We start from the raw sequence: 21608 nt of genomic DNA, 5'->3' as shown, positions 1-21608 counted from the left end.
GCGGTACGGCCGGTCAGCCGGCGCGGGCCCTCAGCCGGCGCGGACGGCCGGCGCGGACGGCCGGGCCGCGGCCGCGGTCTCCGGCCCGGTCCCGTCCGCGCGCCCGGCCCGTGCCTTGGCCTCCGCCGCGTACGTGTCCACGTACTCCTGCTCGGACAGGTGCAGCAGGGCGTACATGATCTCGTCCGTGACAGCCCGCAGCACCAGGCGCTGGTCGGCCATCCCGGCATAGCGGGAGAATTCCAGCGGCTTCCCGAAGCGGATGGTGATCGGGACGACACGCGGCAGCCGGCGGCCGGCCGGCTGCGCCTCGAACGTCCCGATCATCGCGCACGGGATCACCGGCGCGCCCGTGCGCAGCGCCATCTCCGCCACGCCGGTCTTCCCCTTGTACATCCGGCCGTCGTGCGAGCGCGTGCCCTCGGGGTAGATGCCGAGCAGTTCACCGCTGCCGAGCACCCGCACGCCTTCCTCGACGGCGGCCTGGCCCGCGCTCCGCCCGGAACGGTCCACCGGGATCTGTCCGCAGGCGCGGAAGAAGGCCGCCGTCAGCCGCCCTTTGACGCCCCGTCCGGTGAAGTACTCCTGCTTGCACAGGAAGGTGATCCGGCGCTTGACCGTCGCCGGCATCAGGAAGCTGTCGCAGAACGAGAGGTGGTTGCCGGCGATGATGGCGGCGCCCGAGGCGGGCAGGTTCTCCAGCCCCTCGACGCGGGGGCGGAACAGGCACCGCAGCAGCGGCACCAGGACGATGGATTTGAACAAGTGATAGAACATGTAACTGATCCCCTCCCCAGAGTGATCCCCCCGCGTCGGGGGACGGTAGTGCCGCTCCGGTTCCGGAGGGAGAGGGCCTATTGAGCCATCGTCGGACCGGCGGCCGGAAGGAATGGATCACGCCACCGGCCGCACCGGAGGCGCCGGGCCCGCGGGCACCGGGCCGGGGTGACGATCACTGGTTCGCCGGTGTCTCGTCGGCGAAGATCTTGGTGACGACGCGTCCGTCCTCGGTCAGATAGCCGTGCAGCATCCCCTCGCTGCTGTGCGGGGCGTCGAAGACGCCCGCGGCGTTCAGCGCGATCACGCCGCCCGTGCCGCCCAGTTCGGGCAGCCGCTCGACCAGCACCTCGTACGCGGCACCGGCCAGGTCCCGGCCGCCGAACTCGATCAGGTGGGAGATCGTGACGGCGGCGGCGCCCCGGAGGAACACCTCGCCCGCTCCCGTGGCGCTGGCCGCGACGGTGCCGTTCTTGGCGTACGTGCCCGCGCCGACGACCGGCGAGTCGCCGACCCGGCCGGCCATCTTGTTCGTCAGGCCGCCGGTGGAGGTCGCCGCCGCCAGGTTCCGCCCACGGTCCACGGCCACCGCGCCCACCGTGCCCTGCGTCAGGATCTCGCGCGGGCCCTTCTGCCGGCCCTTGGCCCTCATCAACTCCTGCCAGCGCTTCTCGGTCCAGTAGTGGTCCTGGGTCACGGTCGGCAGGCCGCTGCGGGCCGCGAAGTCGTCGGCCCCCTCGCCCGCCAGCATCACGTGCTTGGTCTTCTCCATCACCAGCCGCGCCGCCGAGACGGGGTTGCGTACGTTACGGACGCCGGCGACGGCTCCTGCCGCCAGGTCGGAACCACGCATGATCGACGCGTCCAGTTCGTGGCCCGCGTCCGCGTTGAACACCGCACCCTTGCCCGCGTTGAACAAGGGGTTGTCCTCCAGCCTGCGCACCGCGGCCTCGACCGCCGCCACACTGCTGCCGCCCTCGGCCAGGACCTGCCGCCCGGCGCGCAGCGCCTCGGCCAGCCCGTCGCGGTACGCCTTCTCCTGGGCGGGAGTGGTGTCCTCGCGCTTCAGCGCGGTGCCCGCGCCGCCGTGCACGGCGATGACGACGTGCCGGGCGTCCGGCCGCGGTCCGCCCTTGGCGGCCTGTGCCGCGACGGGCTCGGCGGCCTCGGGCCGGCCGACGGAGACCGCGCTGCCGGGCACCACGGCCAGCAGTGCGGTCACGGACAGCGCCCCGGCGCACAGGGGTGTCAGTCGCCGTGCCGAGTTCCTGGTCATGGGCTCACTCCCTTGAACGGGCGATCAGGCGTCGGCACGATATCGCGCACTCCCCGGCGGAAACCGCCATGATCCGGACAACGCGCGGGGCCGCCCGCGTACGGAGGGGCGACCGCGTACGAAGGGCCGCCCGCCCGCGTTCGGGAAGGGCGGCCCGGCGGCCGTACGGCTCACACAGTGCGGATCGCGGGGTCGCTCACCCCGGCCGTGCCGTTCTCCACGTGCCCGGCGAAGCGGCGCAGGAAGGTGCGGTCCGCGTCGCAGACCACGCGCACGTCGTACCAGCGCTTGCCCGCCCGCAGATCCACGGTGTGGGTCACCCGCTGCCCCGGGCGCACGGTGATCTCACGGGAGGCGCCGCCGTACGCGTTGGTGACCGTCAGGGTGCGGGCGCCGTCGCCGGCGTTGGTCAGGACCAGGTCGAGGTTGCCGGTGGCTCCGTTGTGCCGCGCGGTCACCTCGGGTCCCGCCGTCCGGCCCGGCCCCCGGAACGTGCGCAGGAAACCGTTCGGGCCGAACACCGAGAGGTCGTACGTGCCCTTCGAGTAGGCCGAGTTCCAGGTGTCGGAGTCCGCCTTGCCACGCTCGGTGGTGTACGTCCACGGCCCGTCGCCGCGATTCGGCGCCGTCACGTAGAACTGCGCGCCGGCCGCGTCGCCCCCGCTGAAGGTCAGGCGGAACTTCCCGGCCGCCACGTCGGCTGCGCCGTCCACGTACGGCGCGTAGGGCAGCGGCCGGGTGGGGCGTGAGCCGCGCTCCTGCTTGGGCAGGCTGCCGGTGGCCGGCGGCACGGGGTGGAAGTCGGCGGGCTGTGGGTGGATCGGCGTGTAGCCGCCGGTGTCCGGCAGCGGGCCCGCCCCGCCCGTACGGCTGAAGTCGAAGGCCGACGTCAGATCGCCGCAGACGGCGCGCCGCCACTTCGAGATGTGCGGCTCGGGCACTCCGAAGCGGCGCTCCATGAACCGGATGATCGAGGTGTGGTCGAAGGTCTCGGAGCAGACGTACCCGCCGGTGCTCCAGGGCGAGACGACGAGCATCGGCACGCGCTGGCCGAGGCCGTAGGGACCGGCCTGGAAGCGCTTGCTGCCGGGGAAGAGCTCCAGTTCGGTGGAGACGGTGGACCGGCCCTGGCCGGCGTCGGCCGGCGGGTACGGCGGGACGACGTGGTCGAAGAAGCCGTCGTTCTCGTCGTAGGTGATGAACAGGGCGGTCCTGCTCCACACCTTCGGATCGGAGGTCAGTACGTCCAGCACCTTGGAGATGTACCAGGCGCCGTAGTTGGCGGGCCAGCTCGGGTGCTCGGTGTACGCCTCGGGGCAGGCGATCCAGGAGATCTTCGGCAGCCGGCCGTTCCCGACATCCGCCCGGAGGTCGTCGAGGAGCTGCCCGCCGCCCTTGACGTCGGAGCCCCGCCGGGCCTTCTCGTAGAGCGGGTCGCCGGGCTCGGCGTTGCGGAAGGTGTTGAAGTACAGCAGGGAGTTGTCGCCGTAGTTGCCGCGGTAGTGGTCGTCGATCCAGCCCCAGTGGCCGGCCTGGTCCAGGCCGTCGCCGGTGTCCTGGTAGACCTTCCAGGACACCCCCTTCGCCTCCAGCCGCTCGGGGTAGGTCGTCCAGTCGTATCCCAGCTCGTCGTTGCCCAGGACGGGGCCGCTGGGGTCGTCGCCGCCCTTGCCGTCGTTGCCCGTGTATCCGGTCCACAGGTAGTAGCGGTTCGGGTCGGTGGAGCCGATGAACGAGCAGTGGTAGGCGTCGCAGACGGTGAAGGTGTCGGCGAGCGCGAAGTGGAAGGGGATGTCCTTGCGGGCGAGGTGCGCCATCGTCGTGGCCGTCTTGGCCGGGATCCACTGGTCGTAGCGTCCCTTGTTGAACGCCCGGTGGCTGCCGTTCCAGTCGTGGTTGAGGTCCTCGATGAAGGTCAGCCCGAGGTTGTCGTCCTTGACCTGCGGCCGGAACGGCAGTACCTCCTTGCCCTTGCCGTCGGTCTGGTGCCAGACCGGCTTGCCGCTCGGCAGCGTCACCGGCCGCGGGTCGCCGAAGCCCCGTACGCCGCGCAGAGTGCCGAAATAGTGGTCGAAGGAACGGTTCTCCTGCATCAGTACGACGATGTGCTCGACGTCCTCGATGCTGCCGGTGCGGCGGTCGGCGGGGATCGCGGCGGCGCGGGCGATGCTCTGCGAGAGCGCGGAGAACGCGGTGGCCGCGCCGGTGAGTTGCAGGAACCGCCGCCGGTTGAGTTCTGCCATGGCTGAAATGACCCCTTGGGATGGGAGGGTACGGGCGCGACTGGAGTGTTCCAAGAGGAACGAGGCCGTGGGAAGACGCCATGACGCGCGGGTGAAAAGTCGCGGGATGAGACGTGAACAGCCCGCCGACCGCCCGCTGACGCCGCCGCGCCGGGCATACCGTGCCTCGCCGTCCATAACGGTCCGGCCCGTTCGAGGCGGACAGTTGGCGACGTGTCGGGCCGAAACCGGGCCGGACGGCACCCTTCCACCGGGCGGGCATATGCCAATTGCATACCGCTCACTTTCTGCCGCCGCGCGATCGACCGATTTCGCCGCCAATGTCGTGCACGCCGTCGAGGGGGAATCAGGTAATTCCGATCACCAGTTTCGAACCGAGTTGCTGCTGAGTAGGGTGTGGCACTGCCGGTGGAACTGGGGGAACAGTGCGTACCGGTTGATTTCGGCATGGCTGAAAATGTGCTGGTGGCCGACCTCACCGGCAGGACGGCAGGAGCGGCAGGGTACATGACCGCTGGGTTATTCGAGGGGCAGTACGTGTGGCATCCGGCAGCCGATGACCTCCAGCTCGCCCGCGCCTGCGTGGACATACGGGCAGGCCGCTACTTCGGCGCGCGCGAAATCCTTCGGGAGGCGCGCGAGGACTACGGCGTACGCGCGCACCGCTCCCTCGTGCTGGCCTCGGAAGCCGCCGACTCGGACCTGGCGGAACGCTGGCTGGCCGAGGAACCCGGCCGGGAAGCGGCCCTGCTGTGGGCGCGGGTCGCGGTGCTGCGGGCGGCCCGCGCGGCCGACGGCGGCGACCGGCGGGCCGAGGCCCTCGGCCGTATCGCGGTGGCCGCCTGCGACCGCGCCGCCGAGGCGGCGCCCGACGATCCCACTCCCTGGTCGGCCAAACTGACCCTGGCGCGCCTCCAGCAGCCCCGCGACCCCGCCCCGCAAGGCCTGCTCACCGCGCCGCCCGGCCCCTGGACGCTCTTCTCCCACATCCTGCGGCTCGACCCCTGGAACCGCGAGGGCCACCACCGCTTCCTGTCGTTCTTCTTCCCCCGGTACGGCGGCGAGGCGAACGCTTCCTGGGATGTCGCCGCCTTCCTCAGCCAGCGCGCACCGGCCTCCTCACCGCTGCGGCTGCTCCCGCTGGTGGCCCTGGTCGACGGCTACAACCCGGACTCGCTCCTCGCCGAACGCACCTGGGAACAGCCGCAGTGGAAGGCCACGGCCCTGAGCGTCTACCGCAACTGGCTGCCGCACGTCGCCGGTTACCGCTTCACACCGGTGCTGGACCTGGCCTACCTGGCCCACGCGCTGCACATGGCGCAGTGCTCCTTCGAGGCGCGGGCGGTCTTCACGGCCATGGGCCCGTACGCCTCCCGCATGCCGTGGAGTGTCTTCGGCGACCCCGAGGAGCAGCTCAACAAGGCGAGACGCGCGTGCGGTCTCCCGGTGCCCGATGCTCCATGATCTGCCGGCCGGTGGTTTCGGGGGTGGTGGCGCATGCCGGCTCCCCGGGCCCGGTTCGTGGCACCGCGGGCCGGCGGGCCGGTGTCCGCCTGCCGGTTCCGCGTGCCGCTGTGCCACGTCCGTAGGGCGTTGCCTCCCCGCGCTCCGGCGCGCCCCGAAGACAGGTGCCGACACCGCGTACCGACGCTCCGCGCCGATGTCTTCCTGTCCCCCACCAGAAGAAAGGTTGCGGCTGTGCCCGATCCCGTGTCCCCCGCCCGAACGAGAAGCCACCGCGCCGCGGATCCCGTCACCCTCGACGACGACGCGACGCTGCACGCCATGGGTTATCCGCGGAAACTGACCCGGCGGTTCCGCGCGTTCGACAATTTCGCCATCTCTTTCACCATCATCAACATCATTTCCGGCATCTTCTCCTCCTTCGGGTTCGGAATGAACGCCGGCGGGCCGGTGATCCTGGTCTTCGGCTGGGTAGCCGTCGCCGCCATGGTGCTGTTCGTCGGCGCCTCGATGGCGGAGATCGCCTCCGCCTACCCGACCAGTGGCGCGCTGTACTTCTCGGCCGGGAAACTGGCCAAGCGGCACCGCGGCGCCTGGTCCTGGTACACGGGCTGGCTGAACTTCGCCGGCCAGGTGGGTGGCACGGCCGCCACCGGTTACGCGGCGGCCACCTTCATCCAGGCCTTCGTCGCCATGCAGTGGCCGTCCTACGAGGCCACGCCGCAGCGGGCGGTCCTGATCACCGCGGCGATCCTGTTCGTCCAGGCGCTCGCCAACACCTTCACGGTGCAGCTCGTGGCGGTGCTGAATCGTATCTCCGTGTGGTGGCTGCTGATCGGCCTGGTCGTCATCGTCACCGCGCTGATCGCGCTGCCCGCGCACCACCAGTCCCCGTCGTTCGTGACCCACTTCGTCAACAACACCGGGTTCACCAACGGCCTGTACGGCGCGATGCTCGGCCTGCTCGTCACGAGCTGGACGTTCACCGGCTTCGACGGCAGCTTCCACATGTCCGAGGAGACGGTCCAGGCCACCGTGAACGCGCCCAAGGGCATCATGCGGGCCATCGGCTACTCCGCGGTCGCCGGCCTGGTCCTGATGCTCGCCCTGGTCTTCGCGATCCGCGACTACGCGGGCGCGGCGGGCGCCGAGGCGCCGCCGGTGCAGATCCTCATCGACGCGCTCGGCGCGGGCACCGCCAAGTTCCTGCTGCTGATCGTGATCGGCGCGATGCTCTTCTGCGGCCTGGCCAACATGACCAGCAACACCCGGCAGATCTTCGCCTTCTCGCGGGACGGCGCGATGCCCGGCTCCCGGTGGTGGCACTCGGTCTCCTCGCGCACCCGTACCCCCGTCAAGGCGGTCTGGCTGGCCGCGGCCTGCTCCCTGCTGCTGGTCGTGCCGGGCTGGTGGTCGCACACCGCGTTCACCGCCGTCGTCAGCATCAACGTCGTCGGACTCTTCCTCGCCTACGCGGTGCCGATCTTCCTGCGGCTGCGGCTGGACACGTTCCAGCCGGGGCCGTGGAACCTGGGGCGGTACGGCAAGCTGGTCGCGGCGGTCGCGGTGACGTGGATCGTGATCAGCAGTGTGCTGTTCATGCTGCCGCAGGCCTCGCCGATCACTGCCGAGTCGTTCAACTACGCGCCGATCGCGCTGGGCGTGGTCCTCGTCATCGCCACGGTGTGGTGGTTCGCCACCGCCCGGCGGCGCTTCCAGGGGCCGGTCAGTTACGGTCGGCCCGACGAAGTGGCGGCCATGGACCTGATCTGACGGGCCGCCACGCCGTTGTTCCACGACCGGCTCGTCCGGTCGGCCGGGCCGTTTCCCACCGGGGCGGGCCGTCCCTGACCGGGGCGGGCCGCTCTCGAAGGGCGGGCCGGGCTTCGCGCCTGTCGCCCCGCTGTCCTGTACGGCGGTGGGGCCCGAGCTGTTAAGGACGTATATCAGGTATGACCTCTCCGACCTCTGCCGGTGAGATGCCGGTTCAGGATGCCGGGGCCGATGCTGGTGCCGGCACCGGCGGTACTGGTGCCGATGCTGGTATCAGTGCTGGTGTTGGTGCCGGTGTAGGTGTTGATGCCGGTGTAGGTGTTGGTGCCGCTGCGGGTGATGAGTTCGTTGTGCGGCCCGCCACCCTGGAGGAGTGGCGCGAGGTGGCGCAGTGGGCCGCCGACGAGAGCTGGAATCCGGGCCTCGTCGACACCGACTGCTTCCATGCCACCGATCCGGACGGCTTCTTCGTCGGCCTGCTCGACGGGCGGCTCGTCTCGTCGGTGTCCGTCGTCAACTACTCCGCCGCGTACGCGTTCCTCGGCTACTACCTGGTACACCCGGACTTCCGCGGCCGCGGGCTGGGGCTGGCCACGTGGCGTGCCGCGATGCCGCACGCCGGGGGGCGGACCGTCGGGCTGGACGCGGTACCGGCGCAGGAGGCCACGTACCGGCGCTCCGGGTTCCGTACCGCGTACCGGACCACGCGCTACCGCGGGCGTCCCGTGCGGTCCGGGACGGCCTCGGTGCCGGTCGTGCCCATGGGGGCCGGTCACCTCGATGAGGTCGCCGCGTTCGACCGGCAGTGTTTTCCGGCCGACCGGCGGGGGTTCCTGTCCCGGTGGCTCACGGCTGCGGGGCATCACGCGTATGTGCAGGTGCGGGATGGGCGGGTGGCGGGGTACGGCGTGATTCGGCCGGGGCGTGAGGGGTGGCGGGTCGGGCCGTTGTTCGCGGATACGTCTCGGGGGGCTGCGGCGCTCTTTGATGCGCTGGTCGCGCATCCGGGGCCGGATGACGTGGTGTATGTCGATGTTCCTGATCCGCATCACAGTGCGCGTTCGATGGTGCTGGGTCGGGGGATGGTTGCGGACTCTCACACGATGCGGATGTATACGGGGGTGGTTCCTTCGGTTCGGTGGGAGTGGGGGTATGCGGTGACGAGTTTGGAGTTGGGGTGAGGGGTGGCTGTGTGCCTGGTGGGGGCACGCGCTCTGCGCCTTCTGTCCGGTGGGTGGGGGCTCGGGCCCCGTAGGGGTCACTCTCCCCCCAGCCTCCGGCCGGGGGTACCCCCACGGCACCCTTGAGGCAACGCGATGGCATTCGTGAACCCTGGCACCGGGCTGCCTGTGGGGAGGCTCCTACGTGGCCCCGAGCCCTGACCGGTGGGGGCTCTCTCGGCGTCGGGGTTGGGGTTTTCGGAGGTCGTATTCCGCTGTGCGGCTCCTTGCTGGTCGAGCCTTCGTTCCGAACGTCAGTACTCTCGCTGGGGACAGGTGATGACGTGCGGTTCGGTTGGGGTTCGGGAGGTTCGATGGGTGAGGACGCGGCGGCGTTCTCCCGGCTGGGGGCACGGTATCGGGCGGAGTTGCATGTGCACTGTTACCGGATGCTGGGGTCGTTCGAGGAGTCCGGTGAGCTGGTGGCGGAGACGTTGGTACGGGCCTGGCGTGAGCGGGAGTCCTTCGTCGGGCATGCGACGTTCCGTACGTGGCTGTATCGCGTCGCCACCCACTCGTGCCTGGATCACCTGGCCTCTCGGCCGCGTCATCCGCCCGGCGAGTTGCCGTGGCTCCAGCCGTGTCCCGATACGTTGCTGGAACAGGTGGCCGGGGAGCTGGTGAGCGAGGAAACGATTGGGCTGGGGTTCGTGGTGGCGCTCCAGTCGTTGCCGCCGCGGCAGCGGGCCGTGTTCGTGCTGCGGGATGTGCTGGGGTGGTCGGCGCGGGAGACGGCCGCGGCGTTGGGGGGCAGCGTGGCGGCGGTGAACAGTTCGCTTCAGCGGGCCCGGACGAAGGTGCGGGGCCGGGGGGTGGTGCGAGCCTCTGCCGCGGGGGCTTCGGGTGGGGTGCTTCGGCGGTATGTGGAGGCGTTGGAGGTGGGGGATGACGAGGCGCTTGCCGCTGTGTTGGGCGCGGAGGTGGGGCCTGCCCGGCGTCCTCCTCCTGGCGTTCGCTGTGTGGCTGTCCGGATGAATCGGCAGCCTGCTGTCGCGCTCTATGTCCGGGAGCCGGGCGAGTGTGCTTACCGTGCTCACGGCCTCGAAGTGCTCCGCGTCGAGGGTGACCGGATTGCGGAGATCATTGCCTTTTCCCCCGGCGTGTTTCCTGCCGTCGGGCTACCTTCGGTGAGGACATGTGAACGGTGATGAGATCGCTGGTCTGCTCGCGCGTCTCGATGAGGAGCGCCGGGCTTCCGGGGCGGCGGACGGTGCTGTCGTCCGGGAAGTGGCTCCGGGCGGGGCGGAGTGCCGGATCGTGTATGCGCGTTGTACGGAGGAGGACGCCGGATCCGTGGTACGTGCGGAAATCGCGCGTGCCGACTCGGTCGGGTATGCGTTGGAGTGGAAGCTGTACGGCCATGACGTCCCGGCCGGGATGGGGCGTCGGCTGTGTGCTGCCGGGTTCACGCCGGAGGACGTGGAGAAGGTGCTGGTGCTGCCGGTGAACGCGGAGACGGCGGCGGCGTTCGAGGCTCCGGCGTACGAGGTCCGTCGAGTGACGGACGGACGGGGGCTCGACGATGTCGCCGACATTTCACGGGACTTGGGGCGCCGCGAGGTGGCGGAGGAGCGGCGGCAGTTGGGGATGCGGCTGCGGGACGCGCCCGGGGAGATGAGTGTCCACGTCGCTTACGTGGACGGTGTGCCGGCGGCGTGCGGGCGGGTGCACTATCGGCCGGGCGGTGCCTTCGCCGAGCTGGCCGGTGGGCGGACCCGGCCTGTGTACCGCAGGCGGGGGCTGTTCACCGCGCTGGTCGCCGCCCGGCTGCGGGAGGCGTGTGCCCGCGGGCGTACCCATGCGTTCGTCGACGCGCTTCCCACGTCCGAGCCCACGCTGGTCAAGCGGGGGTTCGTAACGGTGACGACCACTCAGCCGTTCGTGTACGAGCCTCGGGTGCGGGTGGGGTAGGCAGTGGTCACCGGCCGGCGGTCGTGGTGGGCGCCGGGTGGTTGTCGGTGTCGGCGTCCCAGCCTTCGGCGGTGACGCGGGCGAGCAGGGGGACGCTCACGGCGGCGGGTACGGCGAGCCGGACCGTCAGGTCGCCGTGCGCGCCGCCGGCGGGGCGTACTTCGGCGTCCTCGGGGCCGACGCCCAGTTCGGCGGTGGTGGTCAGGAGCCGGGAGAGTTCGCCGGGGCGGTCGGCGATGCGGACGCGTACGGACGCGGAGCGGGGCGGGTGGCCCGGGTGTCCCACGGCGATCTCGTCCAGGCCGGCGATGCCCCGGTCGAGGAGGCCCACGAGGGTGCCGAGGCTCCGGGCACTGCGCCGGTCGGCCGGGTGGGCCAGGTCGCGCAGGGCGGTGAGAAGTTCGGCGAGGTCGGTCTGAAGGTCGGTGAGGACACCGGCGACGGCACCGGCGTTGGCCTGGAGTATGTCGCTCCAGAGCCGGGAGTCGCCGCCGGCGATCCGGGTGACGTCGCGCAGTCCTTGGCCCGCGAGCCGGGTCGCCTGGGGCGGCCCCTCACGGAGCCGGGCCGCCATCAGACTGGCCATCACGTGCGGCACGTGGGAGGTGAGGGCCACCGCGTCGTCGTGCGCCTTGCTCTGCATGACCAGCGGGACGGCTCCGCAGAGCCCGATCAGGGAGAGCGCGCGGTCGAGGGCCGTGCGGGAGGTGAGCCGGGACGGGGTGAGCACCCAGACGCGGTCCTGGAAGAGGTCGACGCGGGCCGCGAGGGGGCCGGAGCGTTCGCGGCCGGCCAGCGGGTGGCCGCCGATGTAGCGGGTGGGGTCGGGCGCTCCGGCCAGGACCGCCCGTTCCGGCTCGTACTTCACGCTGGCGACGTCGGTGTACGTACTGGCCAGCCCGCGTGCCTGCTGTTGGGCGAGGACGGTGGCGACGAGGCTGGGCGGGACGGCGATCACGGCGAGGTCGACCGGTTCGGGCGGCGGCCCCGGGGTGCCGGCGCCCAGTGCGGCTGCGGTCCGTACGGCGGCCGCGTCGCTGTCCTGGAGGTACACCGTGACACCCTGGCGGGCCGCCGCGAGGGCCAGGGAGGTGCCGATCAGTCCGGTGCCGACGACGGCAAGGGTGCGGATCACCGGGCACCGCCCGGGCGCGGGCCGAGGGGTGCGGCGGGCGGGGTGGCGGCCCCGTCCGCCGCACCTGCTGCGTGGGCCGCCGCACCGCCGTTGGCGCGGAGCCGTTCGGTGATGAGCGCGGCGAGCCGGTCGAGGCCCTGCTCGATGCGTTCGGGGGTGAGGGTGCTGATGGACAGCCGGAGCTGGCGGCTCTGCGCGGACGCGCCGTAGAAGTGGTGCATGGGCGTGAACAGCACGCCGTGCCGGCGGGCCGCGTGCTCCAGGAAGGCGTCGGTGACGGTGAACGGCACGCTGACGACGACGAAGAAGCCGCCGCTCGGCTCGTTCCACGTGACGCCGGGGCAGTCGGCGAAGCGCCGGGCCAGGCCGTCCAGCACCTGGCCGAGGTTGCGCCGGTAGACGTCCGTCTCGCGGCGGTTGGCCTCGACCATGCTGCATCCGTGGCGCAGCAGCTTGCCGCCGATGACGGCCTGGGCGATGGGCGAGGTGTTGACGGTGAGCATGCTCTTGATCTTCGACAGTTCATCGGCGAGGAGGCGTTCACCGCCGTCGCCGGTCACCCGCTGGTCGGCGACCACGTATCCGACCCGTGCCCCGGGAACCCCGGTCTTGGCGAACGAGCCCAGGTAGACGACCCGGCGGTTGCGGTCCAGGGACTTCAGTGTCGGCGGCCGTTCGGCGGACGTGTGGAAGACGCCGTAGGCGTTGTCCTCCAGCAGGAGGAGGTCCTCGCGCTCGGCGATCTCCAGCAGCCGGTGCCGTTCGGCCGGTTCCATGCTGGCGCCCACCGGGTTGGCGAAGTCGGGCGTCACGTAACAGGCACGCACCCGCCGGCCCACGGCCCGCGCCCGGCGCAACTGCGTGAGCAGGTCGTCCAGGTCGATGCCGTGCTCCCCGGTGCGCACCGGCAGCACGGGCAGGTCGGCGAGGAGCGCGGCGCCGGTCAGGCCGACGTAGGCGGGCCGGGGCGCGAGGAGGGCGTCGCGGCTGTCGGCTCGCAGCGCGCGCAGGACGAGGAACATCGCCTCCTGGCAGCCGACCGTGACGACCACGGACCCGGCCACGGCCTCGATGCCCTCGTCCACGGCCAGGCCCCGCGCGATCAGACCGGCGATGATCCCTTTCGTCTCGCCGTACTGGTACAGGGTCCGCGCGATTTCCGCTTCCGTCATCCGGCGCTCGGTACGCAGGTGATCGCAGAAGATCTCAAGGTATTCATGCACCTGGGATGCGTCATAAAATCCTTCGTACGGCCGTCCCGCCGCGAAAGAGATCGCTTCCGGATACTCGTCGGCGATCTGATTCAGAAGATTCATGGACTCCATCGAGGCGTCGGCCAGCGACGCATGCAGCGTCGCGCTATTCAACTCGGCTGCGGCGAATTCCGGTTGCATAATTTCCATGGCTGCCTTCTGTCAGTCAGGAAGGGGTACGGCACGCGCGTCCGTGGCCGCGCCGCGCCCTCAGCATCCCCCAGGGCCGGGTGAACGGCAATGGTTCTCCGGGGCGCGTACGGGGTCAAGGTGATCCCCGCCGGGTGGCCGTGGCGCCTTTCTTGACAGGTGCGACAGCGGTAGTGCCGGTGTAATGTCGGGGACCACCGAAATTGTTCGCCTTCCGCTGTCCGGCGGCAGTGGCGAACCCACGAAGAGGTCCACGGATTAGGCCGGGCCGGTCACCGGCGCCGGTCGTGCGGCAGGTAATCCGTCCACTCCGGCAGGCGATCCGGCTCGACGAGCCGCGCCCAGACCATTCCTTCAAACGGGGACTCTCATGACAGTTTCGAAAGCCACAGCGGCAACTGCTGCTGGCAGCGACCTCGCGATCGACTACGTCGAGATGTACGTGGACGACCTGGACGCGGCGGCGTTCGCCTGGGTCGACCGGTACGCGTTCACCGTCGTCGGCACCGGCGGCTCCGCCGAGCACCGCAGCATCGCCCTGCGGCACGGCACGATCACCCTGGTGCTCACCATGGCGACCTCCGACCGGCACCCGGCGTCGGTGTACGTCCTGGCGCACGGCGACGGCGTCGCGGACATCGCGCTGCGCACCGCCGACGTCGAGGGGGCGTTCGCGCACGCGGTGGCCAACGGTGCCCGGCCGTTGCGCGAGCCCGCCCGGCACGAGCCCGGGGGCGGCGTCACGGCCACCGTCAGCGGCTTCGGCGACGTGGTGCACACGCTGGTGCAGCGCGCCCCGGAGGAAGGGCCCGGGCTGCCGGTCGGCTTCGTGCCGACGCTCCACTCCCGGCGGCCGGTCCCCAGCGAGGTGGGGCTGCTCGAACTGGATCACATCGCGGTGTGCCTGAACAACGGGGACCTGGACGCAACCGTCGCGTACTACCAGCGGGCGCTCGGCTTCCGGGAGATCTTCGAGGAGCACATCGTCGTGGGCGCGCAGGCGATGGACTCCAAGGTCGTCCAGAGCCCCACCGGCCGGGTCACCCTGACCCTCATCGAGCCGGACACCACGGCCGACCCGGGGCAGATCGACGACTTCCTCAAGAGCCACCACGGGGCGGGGGTCCAGCATCTCGCGTTCTCCTGTGACGACGCCGTGCACGCGGTCCGTACCCTCGGCGGCCGGGGCGTGGAGTTCCTCAGCTCCCCCGCCGCGTACTACGACCTGCTGGGCGAGCGGATCGCGCTCAGCGACCACAGCCTGGACGATCTGCGCTCGACCGGTCTGCTGGCGGACCAGGACCACGGCGGGCAGCTCTTCCAGATCTTCACCGCCTCCACCCACCCGCGCCGCACGATCTTCTACGAGGTCATCGAGCGGCAGGGGGCGCAGACGTTCGGCAGCTCCAACATCAAGGCACTGTACGAGGCCGTGGAGCTGGAGAAGAAGGGCCAGCGTGTCCGGTGAGGACCCGGCGCCCGGCGGCGCGGCGGCGGACCCGCTCCTGACCCTGGAGGACATCGAGCGTGCCGCCGCCGCGGTGCTGCCCGCCGGGGTACGGGACTTCGTCGCGGGCGGCAGCGGCAGCGAACGTACCCTCGCCGCCAACCGCGCGGCGTTCGACCGGGTCTTCGTCCGGCCGCGGGTGCTGCGGGACGTGTCGCGGTGCGCGACCGGCGCCGAGCTGCTGGGCCGCCCGGCGCGGATGCCGGTGGCGCTCGCCCCGGTCGCGTACCAGGCCCTGGTGCATCCGGACGGTGAACTGGCCGCGGCGCGGGCGGCGCGGGCCGCGGGTGTGCCGTTCACGGTGAGCACGCTGAGCACCGTGCCGGTGGAAGAAATCACCGCGCTCGGCGGCCGCGTCTGGTTCCAGCTCTACTGGCTGCGCGAGCCCGGCCGAGCCCTGGAACTGGCGCGGCGCGCGGAGGACGCCGGCTGTGAGGCGCTGATGCTGACCGTGGACGTGCCCTGGATGGGGCGGCGGCTGCGCGACGTACGCAACGAGTTCGCACTGCCGGACGGGGTGCGGGCGGCCCACCTCGACGGTGGCGGCGCCTCGGCCGCCCACCGGCGCGCCGCCGGCGCCTCGGCGGTGGCCGTCCACACCGGCCAGGAGTTCTCCTCGGCGCTGTCCTGGTCGCAGGTGGCGGAGCTGCGGGCGCGGACCCGGCTTCCACTGCTGCTCAAGGGGGTGCTGGCGGCCGAGGACGCGGTGCGTGCCGCGGAGTTCGGCGTCGATGCCGTCGTGGTGTCCAACCATGGAGGTCGTCAGTTGGACAGTGCCCTGCCGAGCATCGAGGCGCTGCCCGAGATCGCCGAGGCGGTCGGCGGGAGCTGCCGGGTGCTGCTGGACAGCGGCGTCCGCTCGGGTACCGATGTGCTCAAGGCGCTGGCGCTGGGCGCGTCCGGGGTGCTGGTCGGGCGCCCGCCGGTGTGGGGCCTGGCCGTGGCCGGCGAGCCGGGCGTGCGCCGGGTGCTGGATGTGCTGGCGGCCGAACTGGCCGACGCGCTGGGGCTGGCGGGCTGTGCGACGGTCGCCGACGCGATGCGGCTGCGCACGGTACGGAGCTGGGCCGCGCCCGGGCCGAGCGGGCGGGAGGCCGCCGGGGGCCCGGCCGGTGCCGTCCGGGTGGAGGCCGGCGGGCCGTAGCGCCCGGAGGTCTGTGACAACGCGAAAGCTCCTGGTGGCCGGGGCTTCCCGGACCACCAGGAGCTTTTCCGTGGTGTTCTTCGGTGGCCCGGCGCGGTGCCGGGTCCGGTGGCTCTACGGGGTGTCCGTCTCCCTCTCGTACACCGCGATGGCGCCGGCCGGGCACCGCAGGGCCGCCGTACGCACCTTCGCCGCCAGGTCCGCGGCGGGCGCCGGGTCGGTGAGCAGCACCGTGCCGTCCTCCTCCGACTGGTCGAAGACCGCCGGCACCAGCAGCTTGCACATGCCGGATGCGGCGCAGATCTCCGGGTCCACCCGTACCTCGACCATCGTCCTCTCCTTGTTTCCGGGGTGTCCGGGGTGTCCGGGGTGTCCGGGGCGTCCGGGGCGTCCGGGGCGTCCGGGGTGTCCGGGCGCCGCGCGCCCTGGTCGGTCCCGGCCGTCACCAGGCGACCGGGAGGCGCTCCAGGCCGTAGGCGATGGAGTTCGTCTTGTGCGGCACGTCCTCGGCGGGGACGGCCAGCCGCAGGCCGGGGAACCGGCGCCAGAGGGCCAGGTAGGCGGTGCGCAGTTCCATCCTGCCGAGTGCGGCGCCGATGCAGTGGTGGATGCCGTGCCCGAAGGCGATGTGCGGCAGCGGGTCGCGGTCGACGTCGAACCGGTCGACGTCGGGGGCGAGCACCGGATCGCGGTTGGCCATCGGGATCGAGCAGACGACCTCCTCCCCCGCCTTGATGAGCTGCCCGGCCACGACCACGTCCTCGACCGCGGTGCGCGGGGTCGGCGCGTGGGCGACGGACAGGAAGCGCAGCAGCTCGTCGACCACGCGGTCGACGTTCTTCTCGGGGTCCGCCAGCAGCACGGCGAGCTGGTCCGGGTGTTCCAGGAGGGCCAGCACCCCGAGGCTGATCATGCCGGTGACGTTGTCGAGGCCGGCGAGCACCATCAGGCCGCAGATGCCGAGCAGTTCCTCGTCGTCGAAGCGGTCGCCGTGGTCGCGGATGAGCTGGCCGATGAATCCCTCGTCGGGGTCCTTGCGCTGCCGTTTGACCAGGGCGCGCAGGTAGTTGGAGGTGTAGGCCTGGGCGGCGGCCCGGTCCTTGCGGGGGCGGTCCTGCTCCAGTTGCCACTGGTGCTTGACCAGGAACTCGCGCCGGTCGTCGCGGGGCACGCCGAGCAGTTCGCACAGGACCGCGCCGGAGATCGGGCTCGCGTACAGCTCGACGAGGTCGGTGGGCGGCCCGTGCCGCTCCATGGTGTCCAGGCAGCGTTCCGCGATCGCCTCGGTCACCGGCTTCAGCCGCTGGATGCGACGGACGGTGAACTCCGGTGTGAGCATCTTGCGGAGCCGGGTGTGCTCGGGCTGGTCGTAGTCCATGAGGTGGCCGGACATCTCCTGCGGACGGTGCTTGCTCCCGCCGCGGGTGACCTGCGCGCGGAACCGGCGCTGGTTGCTGAAGCGGACGTGGTCACCCATCACCTGCCGGACCGCTTCGTAGCCCAGGGCCATCCAGATGGGTTCGGTCGCGGCTCCGGGCGCCGGGGCCACCTCCTCCTTGATGATCGCGCCCTGGGCGCGCTGCCGACGTATGTCGTCCGACGGGCCGAAGCCCGCCCGGCGGGCGTGGTCGAACTGATGCTGGGTCTCCTCCGGCATTGCGTCTCCTACCATTCGACGGGCAAGGATTCCAGGGCGTACTGACGGGACCGGGCGGGCCGGAAGCGGACCTTCTCCGGCGGTACGGCCAGCCGGAGGCCGGGGAAGCGGCGCAGCAGCGCCGGGAAGGCGATGCGCAGTTCCATCCTGGCCAGCGGCGCGCCGAGGCAGTGGTGGATGCCGTGCCCGAAGGCCATGTGCGGGGCCGGCTCGCGGGTGATGTCGAAGCGGTCCGCGGGCTCGCCGGCGGCCGGTACGCGGTTGGCGGCCAGCAGTGAACAGGCCACGCTCTCCCCCGCCTTGATCTGCTGGCCGCCGATGGTGACGTCTTCGAGGGCGGTGCGGGGCGACGCGGTGTGGATGACCGTGAGGTAGCGGAGCACCTCCTCCACGGCCCGGTCGGTCAGTTCGGGGTTCTCGCGCCACAGGGCGAGCTGGTCCGGGTGTTCCAGCAGTAACAGGACGCCCAGGCCGATGATGCTGGCGACCTGTTCGAAGCCGGCGGCCATCACGGTCGCGCCGATGCCGGCCAGTTCCGCGTCGGAGACGGCGGTGCCCTGTTCGCGTACGAGGTTCCCGATCATGTCCTCGCCGGGGTTGCGGCGGCGGCGCTCCGCGAGCTGCCCCATGTACGCCCAGTACGCCTTGCCGGCGGCCAACTGCTGTTCCTGGGTGCGGCCGACGTCCCGGGTGATGTCGAGGTAGCGCGCCAGCTCCGTCTGGTCGTCCCGGGGCACGCCGAGCAGTTCGCAGCTCACCAGCCCCGGGATCGGCCAGGCGAAGTACCGTACGAGATCCGCCGGCCGCCCGACGCGCTCCATCGTGTCGAGGCAGTCGGTGACGACCTCCTCGACACGGGGCTCCAGCCTGCGCATCCGCCGCACCGTGTACTCGGCCGTGAGCAGTTTGCGCAGCCGGGTGTGGTCGGGCGGGTCGTACTGGAGGAGGTTGCCCGCCTGCACCAGGTTCTGCGCGTCCTCCTCGCTGTCGGCGGGCGGCCGGGTGCTGAACCGCTCGGCGTCGGAGAGCACCGCCCGTACCTCGGCGTGTCCGGTGGCCACCCAGCCGAGCTGCCGGGAGGGGCCGATGGTCACATCGGTCTCGACCAGGGGCGTCTCCCTGGCCATCCGGACGAGTTCGGGCACCGGGTCGAAGCGGTCCCTGCGGTAGTGGGCGGGAATCTCGGGTGTGTCGGGCATCCGCGGATCCTTTCCTTCGTCGTGGTCAGCCGCTGCCGGCGGGGAGCCAGAACATGCCGTCGGGGGACGAGACGAGTCCGCCGGGGACGAGGGGGGTCTCCGGTTCGGCGTCCGCGCCGAGCAGGGCCCGCATCTGCACCTGTGAGCCCTCCCGGGTCACCTGGCCGACCACGGCGGACTTGAACAGCGGCAGCATGCTGCCGTCCTCGCTGTGGGCCAGTTGGTCCACCGCGCCCGCGAACTCCGCGGAGCCGGCCCGCAGCCGGTCCGTCATCGCGTCGGCTTCGGAGAGCGCCGCCTCCCCCGACGAGACGCCGCCGACCAGGTCGACGAACGCCTCGATCTCGGACCGTTTGTGGTGGGTGACCTTTTTCGCCTGCCAGAAGTAGGACTGCTCGCTGTGGTGCATCTCGTAGAACGAGAGCAGGAACTCGTAGAAGACGCCGTACTCCCGCCGGTAGCGGGCCTCGAACTCCCGCAGCGCCGCCGTCTCGTCGACCAGTCCCGCCAGCGCGCTGTTGATGCTGCGCGCCGCCAGCAGGGCGCTGTAGGTCGCCAGGTGCACGCCGGAGGAGAACACCGGGTCGACGAAGCAGGCCGCGTCGCCGATCAGCATCATCCCGGGGCGGGTGAACGTCGTCTGGTGGTAGGAGTAGTCCTTGCGGACCCGCAGTTCGCCGTACGGGCCGCTGGTGATCCGCCTGGCGCCGGACAGGTACTCCGCGATCAGCGGGCACTCGGCCACCAGCGCCAGCAGCGCGCGCTCGCGGTCGCCCTGGATCTTGTCCGCCATCTCGCGCCGTACCACCGCTCCCACGCTGGTCAGGGTGGGGCTGAGCGGGATGTACCAGAACCAGCCGCTGTCGAAGGCGACCGAGAGGATGTTGCCGGAGTTCGGTTCGGGCAGCCGCTTGCCGCCCTCGAAGTAGCCGAACAGCGCGAGGCTGCGGAAGAACTCCGAGTACTTCCGCTCGCCGCCCACCCGCTGGAACAGCCGGCTCCTGTTGCCCGAGGCGTCCACCACGTACGTCCCGTACGCCTCGCGCTCCACCCCGTCCGCGTCGGTGTAGCGCACGCCCCGTACCCGCTCGGCGTCCGCGATGACGTCGGCGACGGCGCACCCTTCGCGGACCTGCGCGCCCGACCGCCCCGCGTGCCGCAGCAGGATCTCGTCGAACTTGGAGCGCTCCACCTGGTACGCGTAGGACGTGGGCCCCGACAGCCGCTCCGAGACGGAGAAGGAGAACGTCCACGGCTCGGGGGTCGCGCCCCAGCGGAAGGTGCCGCCCCGCTTGCGGGTGAAGCCCGCCGCCGCCAGGTCGTCCGCGACCCCCGTCAGCCGGCACACCCCGTGCACCGTCGACGGCAGCAGCGACTCGCCTATCTGGTAGCGGGGGAAGAACTCCTTCTCCAGCACCAGCACCCGGTGCCCCTGCTGCGCCACCAGCGCGGCCAGCGTCGAGCCCGCGGGCCCGCCGCCGACGATCACCACGTCGAACGTCTGTGAGCGAGCGGAGTTTCCTGCGTTCACCGAATTCGCCACGACCCTCTCCCCCATTCTCGGCGGAATATATCTGTGCGTGTGCGCGCAGATTCCTGTCCGCCTGCTATTCGATTGTTAATTTTCGCTGAGAAGCCGTCAAGGAAGGTGATTTGACAGTTTGTCCAGGTGCGCCGTGCCGCCCGATCAGGGACAGCAGCGGTCCGGTCATGAAGGTGGTGATCAGCGCCATGAGCACCAGCACGGTGAAGAGTCCGGGGCCGATGACGCCGGATTCCAGGCCCACGTTCAAGACGATCAATTCGGTGAGGCCCCGGGTGTTGACCAGCGCCGACACCAGTGCCGAGCGGTGCGGATCGAGCCGGCTGAGCCGGGCCGCCGCATAGGCCGGGACGAGCTTGCCGACGGTGGCGACGGCCACGATCAACAGCAGCAGGAGCCCGGCGTCCCCGTCCAGCGAGCCGATGTTGAACGACAGGCCGGTGGTGACGAAGAAAAGCGGCAGCAACAGGCCGGCGCTCTGTTCCATCGGGCGCAGCACATCGGCGTCCGGTACGCCGTCGCGGCGGGGCATGGCCAGGCCGGCGAGCAGCCCGCCGAAGACGGGGTGCAGGCCCAGCGACGCGGTGACCCAGGCGCTGCCCAGTGCCAGCGCCAGCGCGAGGGTGACCTGGTTGGCCATCAGCGCCCTGGAGCGCCGCAGCCACCGGCCGAGCACCGGGCGCACCACCAGGAACATGCCGGCCACGAACACCACGAGCAGCAGCAGGGTCAGGCCCCACGACGGGCCCGACGCGTGGCCGGTGCCGACGAGGGCGGCGGCCAGCACCAGCCACGCCGCCACGTCCATGAGTCCGGCGGCGGTGGTCGCCACCGTACCGGCCGGGGTGCCCGCCAGACCGCGCTCGCGGACGATGGCGACCAGGACCGGCAGGGCGGTGATGGAGACCGCCACCGCCATGAAGAGCAGGAAGGACCGGCCGCCCGCGTGGTGCGGGTCGACGGTCGCGAAGACGCCGGGCAGCAGGTGGACCGTTCCGGCGCCCAGCCCCGCGGGCACCAGCAGCGCGAACAGCGCCACCGTCGCGGCCGCTCGGCCGCCGTGGCGCAACTGCCGCGGGTCGATCTCGTAGCCCGCCACGAACATGAAGAGCACGATGGCGACCTGCGACAGCACGGTCAGAAACGGCAGCACCTCCTGCGGGAAGAGGTGTTCCGTCAGGTTTCCGGGGAGCCGGCCCAGCAGGGTCGGCCCCAGGGCGATGCCCGCCACGATCTGGCCGATGACGGCAGGCTGGCCGATCCGGCGGGCCGCCGCTCCCAGCAGCCAGGAGACGACGACGATCAGCGCGACGTCTCCGATGACCACGGTGACGACGGTCTCTGTATTCACTGCGA

The 21608-nt window shown here is 71.4% G+C and carries 17 protein-coding genes; 7 read left to right on the top strand and 10 right to left on the bottom strand.

The window, feature by feature from the left end; translation table 11 throughout:
* Positions 1-30: 30 nt before the first annotated feature.
* The 3 genes from ACH4EB_RS06995 to ACH4EB_RS06985 form a co-directional block, all read right to left on the bottom strand.
* A complete protein-coding gene (locus tag ACH4EB_RS06995; protein ID WP_398346287.1) occupies positions 31-777 on the bottom strand; it encodes a lysophospholipid acyltransferase family protein in 747 nt (248 codons plus the stop codon).
* A gap of 175 nt (positions 778-952) precedes the next feature.
* A complete protein-coding gene (locus tag ACH4EB_RS06990; RefSeq protein ID WP_398346286.1) occupies positions 953-2053 on the bottom strand; it encodes an isoaspartyl peptidase/L-asparaginase family protein in 1101 nt (366 codons plus the stop codon).
* 170 nt (positions 2054-2223) lie between these two features.
* The gene (locus ACH4EB_RS06985; protein ID WP_398346285.1) at positions 2224-4296 is read right to left on the bottom strand and encodes a phosphocholine-specific phospholipase C; all 2073 of its coding nucleotides are present in this window, start codon (positions 4294-4296) and stop codon (positions 2224-2226) included.
* 507 nt (positions 4297-4803) lie between these two features.
* Here ACH4EB_RS06985 and ACH4EB_RS06980 point away from each other — a divergent pair.
* The 5 genes from ACH4EB_RS06980 (at position 4804) to ACH4EB_RS06960 (ending at position 10664) form a co-directional block, all read left to right on the top strand.
* A complete protein-coding gene (locus ACH4EB_RS06980; RefSeq protein ID WP_398346284.1) occupies positions 4804-5760 on the top strand; it encodes a hypothetical protein in 957 nt (318 codons plus the stop codon).
* A 321-nt stretch (positions 5761-6081) separates the two neighbouring features.
* On the top strand, positions 6082-7533 hold the full coding sequence (locus tag ACH4EB_RS06975) for an amino acid permease (protein ID WP_398346451.1): 1452 nt from the start codon (positions 6082-6084) through the stop codon (positions 7531-7533).
* Positions 7534-7712: 179 nt separating this feature from the next.
* Positions 7713-8714, top strand: a complete 1002-nt coding sequence (locus ACH4EB_RS06970) for a GNAT family N-acetyltransferase (protein WP_398346283.1) — start codon at positions 7713-7715, stop codon at positions 8712-8714.
* 353 nt (positions 8715-9067) lie between these two features.
* Entirely contained in the window at positions 9068-9901 is an 834-nt protein-coding gene (locus ACH4EB_RS06965; protein ID WP_398346282.1) for a sigma-70 family RNA polymerase sigma factor, read from the top strand.
* Positions 9902-10046: 145 nt separating this feature from the next.
* The gene (locus ACH4EB_RS06960) at positions 10047-10664 is read left to right on the top strand and encodes a GNAT family N-acetyltransferase (protein WP_398346281.1); all 618 of its coding nucleotides are present in this window, start codon (positions 10047-10049) and stop codon (positions 10662-10664) included.
* A gap of 7 nt (positions 10665-10671) precedes the next feature.
* Here ACH4EB_RS06960 and ACH4EB_RS06955 read toward each other — a convergent pair whose 3' ends face one another.
* On the bottom strand, positions 10672-11796 hold the full coding sequence (locus tag ACH4EB_RS06955) for a prephenate dehydrogenase (RefSeq protein ID WP_398346450.1): 1125 nt from the start codon (positions 11794-11796) through the stop codon (positions 10672-10674).
* Positions 11796-13202 carry a PLP-dependent aminotransferase family protein gene (locus ACH4EB_RS06950; RefSeq protein ID WP_398346280.1) on the bottom strand — a complete coding sequence of 469 codons (1407 nt, stop codon included), beginning with the start codon at positions 13200-13202 and terminating at the stop codon, positions 11796-11798. The genes ACH4EB_RS06955 and ACH4EB_RS06950 overlap by 1 nt, the downstream gene beginning before the upstream one ends.
* Before the next feature lie 370 nt (positions 13203-13572).
* On the opposite strand from ACH4EB_RS06950, the gene hppD reads away from it, so the two are divergent.
* On the top strand, positions 13573-14670 hold the full coding sequence (hppD, locus tag ACH4EB_RS06945) for a 4-hydroxyphenylpyruvate dioxygenase (RefSeq protein ID WP_398346279.1): 1098 nt from the start codon (positions 13573-13575) through the stop codon (positions 14668-14670).
* Entirely contained in the window at positions 14660-15853 is a 1194-nt protein-coding gene (locus tag ACH4EB_RS06940; RefSeq protein ID WP_398346278.1) for an alpha-hydroxy acid oxidase, read from the top strand. Before hppD ends, ACH4EB_RS06940 begins: the two co-directional genes overlap by 11 nt.
* A gap of 114 nt (positions 15854-15967) precedes the next feature.
* Here ACH4EB_RS06940 and ACH4EB_RS06935 read toward each other — a convergent pair whose 3' ends face one another.
* The 5 genes from ACH4EB_RS06935 to ACH4EB_RS06915 all read right to left on the bottom strand — a co-directional run bounded on the left by ACH4EB_RS06935 (position 15968) and on the right by ACH4EB_RS06915 (position 21603).
* Positions 15968-16183: a ferredoxin gene (locus ACH4EB_RS06935; RefSeq protein WP_398346277.1), complete on the bottom strand. Its 216-nt coding sequence runs from the start codon at positions 16181-16183 to the stop codon at positions 15968-15970.
* Between the two features lie 112 nt (positions 16184-16295).
* A complete protein-coding gene (locus ACH4EB_RS06930) occupies positions 16296-17510 on the bottom strand; it encodes a cytochrome P450 (RefSeq protein WP_398346276.1) in 1215 nt (404 codons plus the stop codon).
* 8 nt (positions 17511-17518) lie between these two features.
* On the bottom strand, positions 17519-18709 hold the full coding sequence (locus ACH4EB_RS06925; protein ID WP_398346275.1) for a cytochrome P450: 1191 nt from the start codon (positions 18707-18709) through the stop codon (positions 17519-17521).
* A 25-nt stretch (positions 18710-18734) separates the two neighbouring features.
* Positions 18735-20252, bottom strand: coding sequence for a tryptophan 7-halogenase (locus ACH4EB_RS06920; RefSeq protein ID WP_398346274.1), 1518 nt, complete (start codon positions 20250-20252; stop codon positions 18735-18737).
* Between the two features lie 64 nt (positions 20253-20316).
* Positions 20317-21603 (bottom strand): cation:proton antiporter, encoded by a 1287-nt coding sequence (locus ACH4EB_RS06915; RefSeq protein WP_398346273.1) that lies wholly within the window; start codon positions 21601-21603, stop codon positions 20317-20319.
* Positions 21604-21608: the final 5 nt, after the last annotated feature.

Source organism: Streptomyces sp. NPDC018045 (assembly GCF_044327445.1).
GTDB lineage: Bacteria > Actinomycetota > Actinomycetes > Streptomycetales > Streptomycetaceae > Streptomyces.
The sequence above is the reverse complement of the archived record's forward strand: the minus strand, read 5'-3'. Positions and strand labels throughout refer to the sequence as shown.